A 14,609-nucleotide genomic window follows, 5' to 3' on the forward strand; every position below is an offset into this window, starting at 1 on the left:
GGTGCCTTGACCGGTGCCTCCGACATCACCCAACCCATTGGAGATCGGCCCCATGTTCAGCGATTCCTCCGAGGTCCTGGCCTTCATCAAGGACACCGACGTCAAGTTCCTCGACATCCGCTTCACGGACCTGCCCGGTGTGCAGCAGCACTTCAACATCCCGGCATCCACCGTCGACGAGGACTTCTTCTCGGTCGGCCAGCTGTTCGACGGCTCCTCCATCCGCGGCTTCGCGTCGATCCACGAGTCCGACATGCAGCTGATCCCCGATGTCACCACGGCGTACGTCGACCAGTTCCGCGCCGAGCGCACGCTCATCATGATCTTCGACATCTACAACCCGCGGAACGGCGAGATCTACGGCCGCGACCCGCGCCAGGTGGCGAAGAAGGCCGAGAAGTACCTCGCGTCGACGGGCATCGCGGACACCGCGTTCTTCGCCCCCGAGGCCGAGTTCTACATCTTCGACGACGTCCGCTACTCGGTCACGCAGAACGAGTCGTTCTACGCGGTCGACTCCGAAGAGGGCGCCTGGAACACCGGTCGTGACGAAGAGGGCGGCAACCTCGCCAACAAGACCCCCTACAAGGGCGGCTACTTCCCCGTGTCGCCGGTCGACAAGACCGCCGACCTGCGCGACGACATCACCCTCAAGCTGATCGATGCGGGCTTCGAGCTCGAGCGTTCGCACCACGAGGTGGGCACCGGCGGTCAGCAGGAGATCAACTACAAGTTCGACACGATGGTCCACGCCGCGGACGACATCCTGAAGTTCAAGTACATCGTCAAGAACACGGCCGACCAGTGGGGCAAGGTCGCCACGTTCATGCCGAAGCCGCTCTTCGGCGACAACGGTTCGGGCATGCACACCCACCAGTCGCTCTGGTCGGACGGCAAGCCGCTGTTCTACGACGAGAACGGCTACGGCGGTCTGTCGGACCTCGCCCGCTGGTACATCGGCGGCATCCTGAAGCACGCCCCGGCGCTGCTCGCCTTCACCAACCCGTCGATCAACTCGTACCACCGTCTGGTCAAGGGCTTCGAGGCCCCGGTCAACCTGGTCTACTCGGCCGGCAACCGCTCGGCAGCGATCCGCATCCCGATCACGGGCACGAACCCGAAGGCCAAGCGCATCGAGTTCCGTGCGCCCGACGCCTCCGGCAACCCGTACCTCGCCTTCGCCGCGCAGCTGATGGCGGGCCTCGATGGCATCCAGAACCGCATCGAGCCGCACGAGCCGGTCGACAAGGACCTGTACGAGCTCCCGCCGGAAGAGGCAAAGGGCATCCCCCAGGTCCCCGGGTCCCTCGACGAAGCGCTCGACGCGCTCGAGGCCGACCACGAGTTCCTCACGAAGGGCAACGTCTTCACCGAGGACCTCATCCAGACCTGGATCGACTACAAGCGTGAGAACGAGATCCTCCCGCTGGCCCAGCGCCCGCACCCGTTCGAGTACGAGCTGTACTTCGGCGTCTGAGTCTCGCTGACACAGGAAGGGCCCCGCACCGTCAGGTGCGGGGCCCTTCCTCTGTGCCGCGACAGCGACGGTGTGCCGCGAACCATCCGCAGGAATGTGTCGCTTCGGCGCGGGGTGCGGACGCGACCGCCTGGAGGCCCGGTGCCGGTCCGGCGGGCGGGCACCGGGCCTCCAGGCTGGTCGCGATGCACGTTCCTTCCCATCGCAGCCGGACTGGGAAGCGGAATCGGGCGTCCCTGGAGGAAACTTCCGACCATGGACGCCCGGACAGACCTGGCAGCCTCGGGCGCACGGGAACGGGGCCCGAGCCGCCCGGCACGGACCCCGTCTCGCGAACGGTGACTAGCGGCTCGTGGCCAACGCGTCGTTCGTCCCCGCTGCGACGCTCACGGGTGCACCCGTGACCGGCGTGGGACGTCCCAGGGAACGGACGGTCCACCCCGCTTTGACCCAGTCGGCGACCGGGAGGCAGTTGCGCGCGTCGATGACGACGCGGCGGCCGACGAGGTCACCGAGGGCGACCGGGTCGGCGGTGATGATGTCGTCCCACTCGGTGAGCACGAGGACGACGTCGGCGCCCTCGATCGCGTCCGTCATCGACTCGGCGTAGCTCAGCGTCGGGAACGAGCGCTTCGCGGGCTCCATCGCCTCGGGGTCCCAGAGCGTCACCTGAGCGCCGCGGAGGTGCAGCGCCGCGGCGACGTTCAGCGCCGGGGAGTCGCGGACGTCGTCGGTCAGGGGCTTGAACGCGGCACCGATGACGGCCACGCGACGGTTCAGCACCGATCCCCCGGCCGAGTCGATCGCCATGTCGATGACCCGCTGGCGCTGCCCCATGTTGATCTCGTCGACCTGCTGCATGAGCCCGACGACCTGTCCGGCGCCGATCTCGTTGGCGCGGTACATGAGGGCCCGGATGTCCTTCGGCAGGCAGCCACCGCCGAAGCCGAGACCGGCGTTCAGGAACTTCCGGCCGATGCGGGCGTCGTGGCCCAGGGCGTCGGCGAGCGTGGAGACGTCGGCGCCCGTGATGGCGCACATCTCGGAGATCGCGTTGATGAACGAGATCTTCGTGGCGAGGAACGCGTTCGCGCTGACCTTGACGAGCTCCGCGGTGGCGAGGTCGGTGGTGATGACCGGGGTGCCCTCGTTGATGGGTGCGGCGTAGACCTCGCGGATCACGGCGTCGGCAGCCTCGGACGCGCCGCCCCAGACCAGGCGGTCCGGGTGCAGGGTGTCCTCGACGGCCTTGCCCTCGCGCAGGAACTCGGGGTTCCAGATGAGTTCCGCGTCGATGCCGGCGGGGGTGAACTCGCGGACGATGCCGCGGAGCCGCGATGCCGTGCCGACCGGGACCGTCGACTTGCCGACGATGAGCCCGGGGTGCGTGAGGTTCTCGGCGACACCGCGGGTGGCGCTCTCGACGTAGGCCAGGTTCGCGGCGTGCGATCCGGCCTTCTGTGGGGTGCCGACGCAGACGAAGTGGACGTCCGCGGCGGCGACCGCCGAGGCGGTGTCGGCGGTGAAGCGGAGCTTGCCGCTGGCGACGTGCTTCGTGATGAGCTCGGGGAGCCCGGGCTCGAAGAACGGGACCTCGCCGGCGGACAGCGCGGCGAGCTTCGACGGGTCGATGTCGACACCGATGGTCTCGAAGCCCATCTCGGCCATGGCGGCTGCGTGGGTGGCACCGAGGTAGCCGGTGCCGATGACGCTGATGACGGGTGCGGGACGGGTGTCGGCCGATGCGGTCGACTTCTTGGACTCGCTCATTGCGTGACCTCCTGCAGGTCGTAGTCGATGTCGTTGCGCTTGATGCCCTCGGCGAAGGCCTTGAGGGAATCGGCGCGGGAGTTGAGACGCCAGTCGTTCGTGGTGCGCTTGCCGTCGATGATCGTGGTCGCCGTCTCGCTGAAGTACGCGAAGCCGACGATGTCCTTGTTGGCGGGGTCTGCCAGCGCGTCGAAGAGCGAGTCGATCCACTGCGTCTTCTGCGGGTTCGCGACGCTGGTGCCGGTCTCGGTCGCCCCGATCTCGTTGAGCATGATGCCCTTGCCCGGCGCGATCTGGCGGAGCTGCGCGAGCGTCGCTCCGAACGTGTTCGCGAAGGACGGCTGCTCGTCGGCGTCGCGGTAGTAGCCGCTCATGCCGACCCAGTCCACGTAGTCCGAGCCCGGGTAGTACTGCCGCATGTAGTCGAGCGTCTGGTACTTCGGGTTGCCGAGCTTGTCGATGCGGCTCGGGGACCAGTCCCAGATGACGTACTTGTTCGCACCGTTCGCCTGGAAGACGTCGTGCACGTGCTGCCACATCTTGACGTAGGAGCCGGCCGGGTTCTTCTGCGCGTCACCCTCGGACCAGTTGTACCAGGAGCCGTTCATCTCGTGGTCGAGACGGATGACCATCGGCTGCCCGTTGGCCTTCAGCGCCTTGGCGTACTTCGTCAGGTAGGCGTCGAACGATCCGCCGGAGATGTCCTCGTTGGTGTACCCGGGGACGTACTTCTGGTCGTTGCTGGTCTGCGCCGGCACCGTCTCCCACGTCATCAGGGGCACGCGGCCGTTGGCCCAGGAGCGCTGCACCGCGGTGGCGTTGAACTCCTGGTCGAAGCCCTGGAAGAAGCCGGTCATGTTCGACGCGGTGCCGACCTGCTGGGAGACCTCGTCGTACTCGGCCCAGTTGAACGGCGACTGCGCGGTGTAGAGGCCGTACCAGCGCGACTGCTGCCCGAGGATCTCGGCCTTCGTCGGCGTCACGACCGGGGTGGCCCCCGGATCGGTCGAGGGGCCGGGGTTCGGCTTGGAACCGCTGCCCGAGCCGGATCCGTTGCCGGATCCGGAACCGCTGCCGGACCCGCTGTCGGACGGACCCGACCCGGACCCGCCGGCGGAACCCGCGCCGGATCCGCCGGAGCCCGACCCGTTGTTGCCGGAACCCGCGGCGTCGACCTTGGACGAGCCTCCCGAGCTCTTCGCGGCACCGAGCTGGGACTGGAGCGACGCGATCTGCGCCTTGAGCTCCGTGATCTGGTCACCGCGCGACCCGGCCTGAGCCGTGCGGGAGTCGAGCTTGCCCTCGAGCGACCAGATGCGCTCCTGGGCGGCGTCGAGCTGCGTCTGCAGCTCGGCGGCGGACACCTTCTTGGCCTTCGGCGCCTCGACGCCGAGCGCCTGGTGCACGGCGGTGGAGACGGGGCCGGAGGGCGAGATCCACACCGACCAGGTGATGAGGCCGAGGGCGAGCACGATGGCCGTCGTGCCGATGGCCGTCCGGCGGGCGTGCTTGCTGGACTGCGCCCACCAAGCACTCGAGGAACGGATGAAGTCAGACAATGAGGAACGCCTCCAGGGCGAAGATCGCGATGCCGATCACGTACGGGATCGCTGCGTACGGGTTGTAGCGGCGGGCTCGGGCGGGAGCCGGCGCAGCTGCTCGCTGGGCCTCCTGCTGCGCGACCGCGGCTGCGGCCTCGCGACGGGTGGCGAGCACGGTGGTGGTGGAGTTGGTCGCCGCGTCGGCGCCGAAGAGCTCGTCGAACGCACGGTCGACGGCCACCTGGTCGACGGTCTCGAGCGGGGACGGCGAACCCGAGCCCGAGCCCGAACCGGACGGACCTGCGCCCGCTCCGGCCATCCGGGCACGTTCCGCGTCGATCGGGCTGACCGGCACCTGCGCGGTGGACGACAACGGCTGGGCGGCGTCCGCCGGCTCCTCCTGCATCGGACCACCGGCGTAGGCGCCGGCACGGGTCCCCCAGCCGGACGCGTGCGCCAGGCGGAAGAAGCCGATGAGCCGGATCGGCATGAGGAAGAACGTCGACACGATGATGAACATCGGCAGGCGGAAGAAGTCGCTCGGCTTCTCGGACAGGTGCCGCATCTGGCGGATGGCCATGCTCAGCACGCTCGAGATCACCATGAGCGCCGCGACGTAGACGAAGCCGGTCGAGAAGCCGTACTGCGACAGGATGCCCTGGTACAGGTTCTCGCCCTGGCCGGTGAAGGCGCGGTAGATCCAGCCCGCGATCACGCCGAAGAGCATGAACGGCAGGATGATGTCGGTGATGAAGAACGCCGCCAGGATCGGGGCGTGGCCGAGCATCCACGGCAGCATCCGCAGCGTGTTGTACTGCGAGCCGCGCGCCCAGCGGAGCTGCTGCTTGAACAGCTTCTTCACCTGCAGCGGGGCGTCCGTGTAGACCAGCGACGTGTACTGGTAGACGGTGCGGTACCCCTCCTTGAGGGTGAGGTTCGTCAGCGTGCGGTCGTCGGAGACCTCGAGGAACACGCCCATGAACTTCTCGTGCATGAACCGGTCCATGACCCGCATGAGGATGCTCCGGCGGAACGCGATGGTGCGCCCGGGCAGGCAGCCGATCTGCCCGAGGACACTCTGTGCCGGCATCGAGTAGAGCGCCCGCGAGTTCTCGAGCCAGTCGGCCCAGCGGGTGATCCAGCTGCGCTCCGGCTCGAGGATGCGCTGCCGGGTCGTCACACCGCCGACGGACTCGTCGGCGAACGGCCGGAGGAGTTCCTCGAGCGCGCCGGGCGTCCAGACGGTGTCGGAGTCGACCAGCACGGTGATGTCGCCGTTGGACATCTCGGTGCCGACCTTGACGGCGTTCCGCTTGCCCGGGATGGGCGTGTGGGTCCAGCGGACGAGCGGGGCGAACTCGTCGCAGACCTCTTCGAGCGCCTCGTTGCGGGCTCCGTTGATGACGACGATGATCTCGCCGGGCCGCTGTTCGACCATGCGGCCGATGACGTCACGGAACAGGTCGAGCGGTTCGTCCACGACGGGGACGACGACGCTGGTGGTACCGACGAAGGTGCCGGTGAAGGGGCGGTAGCGGGCGGAGATGACGACCTTGAGCAACCAGAGCAACCAGATCACCGCGGAGTACACGGCGAACAGGTAGAACTCGGGGTGGCCTTCGACCATCTGCCTGATCTGCAGAATGAAGGTGAACACTGATCCCTGCTTCAACGTTCGAGGTGGAGATTCCGCTTCATCGGGGAATCAGGGCGGTTCGGGTGATGCCATTGATGCAGAACCTGGGGGCCGCCGCAACGCGACCCCCGTCCGGGGGCGTTACGGGCGTGTTACGGGGTACACACCGGTCCCCCTCTCGGCCGGTCGGAGCAGTCCCCCGTCGTGCTGACAGCACTCCTGCGGACCACTGTTCCGACGACCGTCGTCCGGATGGGCAACAGGTGCGGCCTGGAGGCACGGGCCGACTCCGACGGAAAGCCCAGGTCAGCAGGAGGTCACCGGGCGTGTCGGGGGACGTCGGAAAAGGTCCCCTGGCGGTCCGGTGGGAGTTCGGTCACGGCCCGGTAACGGCTCCGACAGCACTCCGGGCAGGGGTACGAAGGACGGGTCGTCGGGGGACGCAGCGCGACGCGGAGAATTCACCTTCGACGGGTGCTCAGGTCGGGTCCGTCAGAAGACATCCGGGCGTGTCGCGGGCGGGTCAGGCGCCGTAGAACTCGCGCTCGAACACCTGTCGGGCTCGCCGCGTGATGCCGAGGTAGTCGTCCTCGAGACGGCTCGCGGAGCCCGGCGGGTACTCCATCAGACGAGCGACACCCTCGAGCTGGACGCGGTCGACGGGCAGGACGTCGGTGGTCTTCCCCGACCACAGCACGAGGGCGCTGCGGGTGCGCGACGCGAAACGCCAGGCGGCTCCGAGCCGCTCGCCGTCCTCGGCTCCGACCAGTCCGGCGTCGACCGCGGCGTCGAGGGCCTCGAGCGTGGACGTCGTCCGGAGCGAGGGGATCTCGAGCGCGTGCTGCAGCTGCAGGAGTTGCACGAACCACTCCACGTCGCTGAGCGACCCGCGCCCGAGCTTGAGGTGCCTGGCCGGGTCCGCGCCGCGGGGCAGCCGCTCGGACTCCACCCGGGCCTTGATGCGGCGGACCTCGCGCACCTGGTGGTCGTCGATCTGTTCCGGGTACCGGGTGCGGTCGGCGAGGTGCTCGAAGTCGCGGAGGAGCTGCGCGTCGCCGACGGCGCCCCGTGCGCGGAGGAGCGCCTGGGCCTCCCACGTGAGCGACCAGCGGGCGTAGTAGGCGCCGTACGACTCGAGGGTCCGTACGACGGGGCCGTTCTTGCCCTCGGGCCGCAGGTCGATGTCCAGGTCGAGCGGGTGGATCGTGTCCTCGGTGAGCCGGTTGAGCTCGCGCACGATCGTCTGGGCGGTCCGGGACGCGACCTCGGGTGCCAGGTCGGGTGCCCGGTATACGTACAGCACGTCGGCGTCGGACCCGAAGCCGAGCTCCCGTCCGCCGTACCGGCCCATCGCGATGATGCCGAACTCGAAGCCCTCGGGGGCGTCGCGGCGGGCGAGTGCGAGGGCTCCGGCAAGGGTGGCCTCGGTGACGTCGGTCAGGGCCGGGCCGAGACCGTCGACGTCGAGCGAGCCGAGGACGGCGGCCATGCCGAGCCGCAGGGTCTCGCGGCGGCGGGCCGACCGCAGCAGGGCCGCGGCGCCGTCGACGTCGTTGCCGTGCCGGGCGGTGGTCGCGGTCATCTCGGCGAGCAGCGAGTCCATCGGTCGTGGACGCAGCAGCGCCTCGGGTTCGTCGAGCCAGGCCACGGCCTCGGGGAACCGCTCGAGCAGCCCGGACAGGAACGCCGACTCGGACAGCACGGTGGTGAGCGAGTGCGCGGCACCGGAGGAGTCCCGCAGCATCCGGAGGAACCAGCTCGACTCCCCCAGGCCGTCGCTCAGCCGCCGGAAGGCGAGCAGGGCGCGGTCCGGTGCCGGCCCCTCGGCCATCCACCGCAGGAGCACCGGGAGCAGGTTCCGCTGGATCGCCGCACGCCGGCTCGTGCCCTGGGTGAGTGCGCGGATGTGACCGACCGCACCGGTGGGATCGACGAAACCGACGCCTGCCAGGCGGTCGACGACCTGGTCGTTGGTCAGGACGATCTCGTCCTCGGTCGAAGCCACGGCAGACAGCAGCGGACGGTAGAACAGGCGCTCGTGCAGCCCACGGACCTCGAGCTTCACGGCACGCCAGCGGGCCTCGAGCGCCGGCGCCGATGCCGCGACACCGCTCGACCGGGCGAGCACCCGCAGCTCCTCCTCGTCGGAGGGCATCAGGTGCGTCCGCTGCAGGCGGCGGAGCTGGATCCGGTGTTCGAGCACGCGGAGCAGGGCGTAGTCCGGCCCGAACCGCGCGGCCTCGGCACGGCCGACGTACCCGGCGTCGGTCAGCGCGTCCATGGCCTCGAGCGTCGACCGGACCCGGACGGACGGGTCGTCGCGGCCGTGCACGAGCTGCAGGAGCTGCACCGTGAACTCGACGTCACGCAGGCCGCCGGGGCCGAGCTTGAGCTGCCGGTCGACGTCGGCGTCCGGGATGTGCTCCGTCACACGCTCGCGCATCCGCTGCACCGACTCGACGAACCCCGGCCGGGTCGCGGAGTTCCACACGAACGACGCGACGGCCTCGGCGTAGCGGGCGCCCAGGTCGGCGGAGCCGGCGATCGGACGGGCCTTCAGCAGCGCCTGGAACTCCCACCCCTTCGCCCAGCGCTCGTAGTACGCCACGTGCGAGTCGAGGGTGCGGACGAGTGCTCCGTCCTTGCCCTCGGGGCGCAGGTTCGCGTCGACCTCCCACAGGGCGGGTTCGGCGGCGAGGTCGGTGATCGCGTGCATGGCGGCGATCGCGATCCGCGTGGAGACGAGCACGGCACGGTCGACGGCGATGTCGTCGGTGGACTCGGTGACGAAGATGACGTCGACGTCGCTGACGTAGTTGAGTTCGCGCGCACCGGCCTTGCCCATCGCGATCACCGCGAGCGGGGTGGCCGCGACGTCGGCCGCGGGGAACGGCACCTCGCGCCGGGCGATGTCGACGGCGGCGTCGAGGGTGGCGCCGGCCAGGTCGGCGAGGCCCGCCGCCACGGCGGGGAACGCATCGGTCGGCACGTCGTGCAGCACGTCGAACAGCGCGATCTGGGCCAGGTGCCGGCGGTAGCGCACGCGCAGGCGCATCCGGGCGTCCTCACCCGTGGCGCCGTCGACCGCCTCGGTCAGCGACGCCGTGTACCGCTCCTGCGACCACGGTTCGGCGACCGGCTCGAGCAGCAGGTCGAGTTCGGCGGGCCGTCGGTGCAGGAACTCCCCGAGGCCGATCGACGCGCCGAGCAGGTGGATCAGGCGCTCGGTCGCCGCGTCGTCCGTCAGGACGGGGCGCAGCTCGTCCGGTGCCCGCTCGAGCAGCCGCTCGAGCATCCGCAGGGCGCCGTCGGGATCAGCGGTACCGCCCCAGAGCCCGGCAGACCCCGCGACCGGCAGCGGCACGTCGGGGCCGAACCGGCCCTCCAGGTCGGCAGCGCGCTCCAGGCTCTCCGACAGCTCGGCGAACCCCAGACGGGCCAGCTCCGAACGTGACGTCGTCGTCCGACCGGTCATGTGGAACGTGCTCCCGAGGGGTCAGGGCGCTCGGTTCTAGAGCGCGCCGAGGTTGGTGTCGAGCTCGAACGGGGTGACCTGGTCGCGGTAGCGCTTCCACTCCTGCCGCTTGTTGAGCAGCACGAAGTTGAACACCTGCTCGCCGAGGGTCTCGGCGACCAGCTCGGAGTCCTCCATCAGGCTCAGGGCGTGGTCGAGGCTCGACGGGAGCTGGCTGTACCCGAGGGCCTTCCGCTCCGAGTCACTGAGGCTCCAGACGTCGTGCTCGGCTTCGGCGGGGAGGTCGTACTCCTCCTCGATGCCCTTGAGGCCGGCGGCGAGCAGCAGCGAGTACGCCAGGTACGGGTTCGCCGCCGAGTCGATGCCGCGGTACTCGATGCGTGCGGACTGGCCCTTGTTCGGCTTGTAGAGCGGCACGCGCACCAGGGCCGAACGGTTGTTGTGTCCCCAGGTCACGAAGGACGGGGCCTCGTCGCCGCCCCAGAGCCGCTTGTACGAGTTGACGAACTGGTTCGTCACCGCGGTGATCTCCGGCGCGTGCTTCAGCACACCGGCGATGAAGTGCTTAGCCGTCTGCGACAGCTGGTACTGGCCGCCCGCCTCGTAGAAGGCGTTCTGGTCGCCCTCGAACAGCGAGACGTGGGTGTGCATGCCGGAGCCGGGCTGGCCGGAGATCGGCTTCGGCATGAACGTCGCGTAGACGCCCTGCTCGATCGCCACTTCCTTCACCACGGTGCGGAACGTCATGATGTTGTCCGCCATCGTCAGTGCGTCGGCGTAGCGGAGGTCGATCTCGTTCTGCCCGGGGCCGGCCTCGTGGTGCGAGAACTCGACCGAGATGCCGAGGTCCTCGAGCATGCGGACGGACCGACGGCGGAAGTCGTGCGCGCTGCCACCGGGGACGTTGTCGAAGTAGCCGGCCTGGTCGACGGGCTGCGGGCCGCCGTCCTTCCACTCGCGGCTCTTCAGCAGGTAGAACTCGATCTCGGGGTGCGTGTAGAACGTGAACCCGCGGTCGCTCGCCCGCGCCAGGGTGCGCTTCAGCACGTTGCGGGGGTCGGCCACGGCGGGCTGCCCGTCCGGCGTCGTGATGTCGCAGAACATCCGCGCGGTGGGGTCGATCTCGCCGCGCCACGGCAGGATCTGGAACGTCGAGGGGTCCGGGTGCGCCAGGACGTCGGCCTCGTACGAACGGGTGAGGCCCTCGATCGCGGAGCCGTCGAACCCGATGCCCTCGGCGAACGCGCCCTCGACCTCGGCCGGGGCGATCGCCACCGACTTCAGCGTCCCGATGACGTCCGTGAACCAGAGTCGGATGAACTTGATGCCGCGCTCCTCGATGGTGCGGAGCACGAAGTCCGTCTGCTTGTCCATGCACGACCTTTCCGTGTATCGGGTGGCCGCTGGCGGGCCTCGTCCCAGGCTAGTGGTCCGGCGGTGTGCGCGGGGCCGTGCGACGCGCCGTCACCAGGGTGCCGACAGGCCGCCGACCGCGGTGCTCAGCGGTCCTCGGCGTCCCACTTCTCGTTGTTCGCGGCGATGCGGTCGAGCGCGTGCTGCGCCTCCTCGCGCGACTCGAACGGGCCGATCCGGTCGCGCTGCGGCGACTGGGGACCCTGCTCGACCTGGCCGGTCTTGTCGTTGAACCACCACTGGGACTCGATGCGTTCGTCGCTCATGGCGCCCACCGTACCCACCTGACCCCCTGGAGGCCCGGTGCCGGTCCGGCGGACCGGCACCGGGCCTCCAGGCGGTCGCGTCCACCCAGCCAGGCCGCACCGTGCAGCCGTTGCGCTCGGCGCGTCGCGCCGCGGCTAGAGTGGTCGCCATGCCCCGGGACGAACACGGACACCTGACCGCCGGCCGGATCTCCCCGCACCGCGCCGTCCCGAAGGACATCGAGCGTCCGGAGTACGTCGGGAAGGTCGAGCCGCACGAGCACGGCCTCGGTGACACCTACACGCCCGACGAGGTCGAGCGCATCCGGGTCGCCGGACGCATCGCGTCGCAGGCCATCGACGCCGTCGGGCAGGCGATCCGCCCCGGCGTGACCACCGACGAGCTCGACCGCATCGGGCACGAGTTCGTCGTCGCACACGGTGCCTACCCCTCCACGCTCGGGTACCGCGGCTACCCGAAGTCGCTCTGCTCGAGCCTCAACGAGGTCATCTGCCACGGCATCCCCGACGACACCGTCCTGCAGGAGGGCGACCTCGTCAACATCGACATCACCGCCTACAAGGACGGCATGCACGGCGACACGAACCGGACGTTCGTCGTCGGCCAGGCGTCGCAGGAGGTCGAGGACCTCGTGACCCGCACGCGACTCGCCCTCGAGCGCGGCATCAAGGCCGTCGCCCCCGGTCGCCAGGTCAACGTCATCGGTCGTGCCATCGAGGCGTACGCGAAGCGGTTCGGCTACGGCGTCGTCCGCGACTACACCGGACACGGCGTCGGTCGGGCGTTCCACTCCGGCCTGATCATCCCCCACCACGACGCACCGCAGTACGACACGGTGATCGAACCCGGCATGGTGTTCACCATCGAGCCCATGCTCACACTCGGCGGCATCGAAGCCGACATCTGGTCCGACGACTGGACCGTGTCGACCCGCGACAAGTCGTGGACCGCGCAGTTCGAGCACACGCTCGTCGTCACCGAACGCGGCGCGGAGCTCCTCACCGTCTCCTGACCGGACACCTCCGGCAGGCAACCGAAAGGCACGACAACCTCATGACCTCCCTCGCAGTCGGCGTCGACATCGGTGGTACGGGCATCAAGGGCGCGATCGTCGACGTCGCGTCCGGCGCCCTCACCACGGACCGCATCAAGAAGGCCACGCCCGAGGGCGGGAAGCCCCAGGACATCACGGCGGTGGTCAAGGAGATCATCGGTGAGCTCGCCCCCGGTGACGACGTCCCCGTCGGGGTCTGCTTCCCGGCGATCGTGCGGGACGGCAAGACGATGTCCGCCGCGAACGTGTCGAAGAAGTGGATCGGCTTCGAGGCCGAGGCGCTGTTCGAGAAGGAACTCGGCCGCTCCATCCACTTCGTCAACGACGCCGACGCCGCCGGGTTCGCCGAGCAGCAGTTCGGTGCGGCCAAGGGCAAGGACGGCCTGGTCATCGTGACGACGCTCGGCACCGGCATCGGCACCGCGCTCATCAACGACGGCGTGCTCATCGTCAACTCCGAGTTCGGCCACCTGGAGATCGAGGGGCACGACGCCGAGTCCCGCGCCTCGTTCGCCGCCAAGGAGCGCGACGACCTGTCGTGGAAGCACTGGGCGAAGCGCCTGCAGAAGTACTACTCGACGCTCGAAGCGCTGCTCTCCCCCGAGCTCTTCGTCGTCGGCGGCGGGGTCTCGAAGCAGTACGAGGAGTTCCTCCCGCTGCTCGACCTGCAGGCGGACATCATCCCCGCCACGCTCCGAAACAACGCCGGCATCATCGGCGCTGCGACCCTCGCCGCGCGGAGTCGGTAGCGCTGGGCCCGTCGCGGGCGTACCTGGTCGAAACGGGCCTACCCGGTCCGAACTTCCGACCAGGGACGACCGTTCTCATCAGCGACGCGCGCAAGTCGCGCGCACGTCCTGCGTCGGGCGGCGTCGGGCGCCGCGTCGGGCGCCGCGGACCCGGGTAGACTCGCAGCAGCGAATGGGTCGGTGAGACGGTCGCGTCGCTCCCCCGGGAGCGCCGAGGAACGTCCGGGCTCCACAGAGCAGGGCGGTGGGTAACACCCACCCGGAGCAATCCGCGAGACAGTGCCACAGAAAGCAGACCGCCGGCGGCAACGTCGGTAAGGGTGAAACGGTGGTGTAAGAGACCACCAGGGGTCCGGGTGACCGGATCCGCTCGGTAAACCTCGCCCGGAGCAAGGTCAGACAGAGGACGTTGAGGCTGCTCGCCGAGTCCTCGGGTAGACCGCTGGAGGCCGACGGCAACGTCGGTCCGAGAGAGATGGCCGTCACCGCCGCGCAAGCGGCGGGACAGAACCCGGCGTACGGCCGGCCCATTCGCCCCTTCTCGGTGCCGTGTTGGCCGGCGCGCTCGGCGCGCTCGGCGCGCGCGGCGCGGGCGGTCACGACTCCCCGCTGAGGTTCGCCGCGTGGTCACCAACCGTCGGCCGGCACCGCCGCAGCCGACACTTCGTGACCACGCGGCGCAACGCAAGCGACGCGTTGCGACCAGCCCACGACGGACTGGAGGCGCGGTTCGGCGCAACCACGAGCCTCCCGTCGGGCGGTGCGCGCGGTCACGACTCCCCGCTCAGGTTCGCCGCGTGGTCACCAACCGTCGGCCGGCACCGCCGCAGCCGACACTTTGTGACCAGTCGGCGCAACGCGAGCGACGCGTTGCGACCAGCCCACGACGGACCGGAGGCGCGGCGCGGCGCAACCACGAGCCTCCCGCCGGGCGGCGCACGGGGTCACGACTCCCCGCTCAGGTTCGCCGAGTGGTCACCAACCGTCGGCCGGCACCGCCGCAGGCGACGCGTTGCGAACAGTCCACGACGGACTGGAGGCGCGGCGCGGTGCCGCCACGGGCCTCCTGTCGGTCGGCGCGCGCGGTCACGACTCCCCGCTCAGGTTCGCCGCGTGGTCACCAATCGTCGGCCGGCACCGCCGCAGCCGACACTTCGTGACCAGTCGGCGCCACGCGAGCGACGCGTTGCGACCAGCCCACGACGGACCGGAGGCGCGGCGCGGCGC

Annotated in this window: 9 protein-coding genes and 1 other RNA gene; 4 read left to right on the forward strand and 6 right to left on the reverse strand. The window is 69.7% G+C overall.

Annotation, left to right across the window (positions count from 1 at the left end; all coding sequences use genetic code 11):
• The first annotated feature begins 52 nt into the window (after positions 1-52).
• Positions 53-1,477: a type I glutamate--ammonia ligase gene (gene glnA / locus QRN30_RS17570; protein ID WP_017886082.1), complete on the forward strand. Its 1,425-nt coding sequence runs from the start codon at positions 53-55 to the stop codon at positions 1,475-1,477.
• Between the two features lie 342 nt (positions 1,478-1,819).
• On the opposite strand, the gene QRN30_RS17575 is transcribed toward glnA (QRN30_RS17570), so the two are convergent.
• The 6 genes from QRN30_RS17575 to QRN30_RS17600 form a co-directional block, all read right to left on the reverse strand.
• Entirely contained in the window at positions 1,820-3,247 is a 1,428-nt protein-coding gene (locus tag QRN30_RS17575; protein ID WP_284761657.1) for a UDP-glucose dehydrogenase family protein, read from the reverse strand.
• On the reverse strand, positions 3,244-4,806 hold the full coding sequence (locus QRN30_RS17580) for a glycosyl hydrolase (RefSeq protein ID WP_284761658.1): 1,563 nt from the start codon (positions 4,804-4,806) through the stop codon (positions 3,244-3,246). Before QRN30_RS17580 ends, QRN30_RS17575 begins: the two co-directional genes overlap by 4 nt.
• A complete protein-coding gene (locus QRN30_RS17585; RefSeq protein ID WP_017886079.1) occupies positions 4,799-6,445 on the reverse strand; it encodes a glycosyltransferase family 2 protein in 1,647 nt (548 codons plus the stop codon). The genes QRN30_RS17580 and QRN30_RS17585 overlap by 8 nt, the downstream gene beginning before the upstream one ends.
• A gap of 502 nt (positions 6,446-6,947) precedes the next feature.
• Positions 6,948-9,899, reverse strand: coding sequence for a bifunctional [glutamine synthetase] adenylyltransferase/[glutamine synthetase]-adenylyl-L-tyrosine phosphorylase (locus QRN30_RS17590; RefSeq protein ID WP_284761661.1), 2,952 nt, complete (start codon positions 9,897-9,899; stop codon positions 6,948-6,950).
• Between the two features lie 36 nt (positions 9,900-9,935).
• Positions 9,936-11,273 (reverse strand): type I glutamate--ammonia ligase, encoded by a 1,338-nt coding sequence (gene glnA, locus QRN30_RS17595; protein ID WP_017886077.1) that lies wholly within the window; start codon positions 11,271-11,273, stop codon positions 9,936-9,938.
• 125 nt (positions 11,274-11,398) lie between these two features.
• A complete protein-coding gene (locus QRN30_RS17600; RefSeq protein WP_017886076.1) occupies positions 11,399-11,578 on the reverse strand; it encodes an SPOR domain-containing protein in 180 nt (59 codons plus the stop codon).
• 149 nt (positions 11,579-11,727) lie between these two features.
• On the opposite strand from QRN30_RS17600, the gene map reads away from it, so the two are divergent.
• The 3 genes from map (at position 11,728) to rnpB (ending at position 13,916) form a co-directional block, all read left to right on the forward strand.
• Positions 11,728-12,591 (forward strand): type I methionyl aminopeptidase, encoded by an 864-nt coding sequence (gene map, locus QRN30_RS17605; RefSeq protein ID WP_031259254.1) that lies wholly within the window; start codon positions 11,728-11,730, stop codon positions 12,589-12,591.
• A gap of 41 nt (positions 12,592-12,632) precedes the next feature.
• On the forward strand, positions 12,633-13,382 hold the full coding sequence (gene ppgK / locus QRN30_RS17610; protein ID WP_042537019.1) for a polyphosphate--glucose phosphotransferase: 750 nt from the start codon (positions 12,633-12,635) through the stop codon (positions 13,380-13,382).
• 173 nt (positions 13,383-13,555) lie between these two features.
• Positions 13,556-13,916, forward strand: an RNA gene (rnpB, locus tag QRN30_RS17615) — RNase P RNA component class A.
• Positions 13,917-14,609 lie beyond the last annotated feature (693 nt).

The organism is Curtobacterium sp. MEB011 (assembly GCF_030209655.1).
Classification (GTDB): domain Bacteria; phylum Actinomycetota; class Actinomycetes; order Actinomycetales; family Microbacteriaceae; genus Curtobacterium; species Curtobacterium poinsettiae.

Bases quoted from the DNA above. Each gene is read 5' to 3' on its own strand.
- glnA (WP_017886082.1), top strand. From the start codon at position 53: ATGTTCAGCGATTCCTCCGAGGTCCTGGCCTTCATCAAGGACACCGAC.
- map (WP_031259254.1), top strand. From the start codon at position 11,728: ATGCCCCGGGACGAACACGGACACCTGACCGCCGGCCGGATCTCCCCG.
- QRN30_RS17575 (WP_284761657.1), bottom strand. From the start codon at position 3,247: ATGAGCGAGTCCAAGAAGTCGACCGCATCGGCCGACACCCGTCCCGCA.
- glnA (WP_017886077.1), bottom strand. From the start codon at position 11,273: ATGGACAAGCAGACGGACTTCGTGCTCCGCACCATCGAGGAGCGCGGC.
- QRN30_RS17590 (WP_284761661.1), bottom strand. From the start codon at position 9,899: ATGACCGGTCGGACGACGACGTCACGTTCGGAGCTGGCCCGTCTGGGG.
- QRN30_RS17600 (WP_017886076.1), bottom strand. From the start codon at position 11,578: ATGAGCGACGAACGCATCGAGTCCCAGTGGTGGTTCAACGACAAGACC.
- ppgK (WP_042537019.1), top strand. From the start codon at position 12,633: ATGACCTCCCTCGCAGTCGGCGTCGACATCGGTGGTACGGGCATCAAG.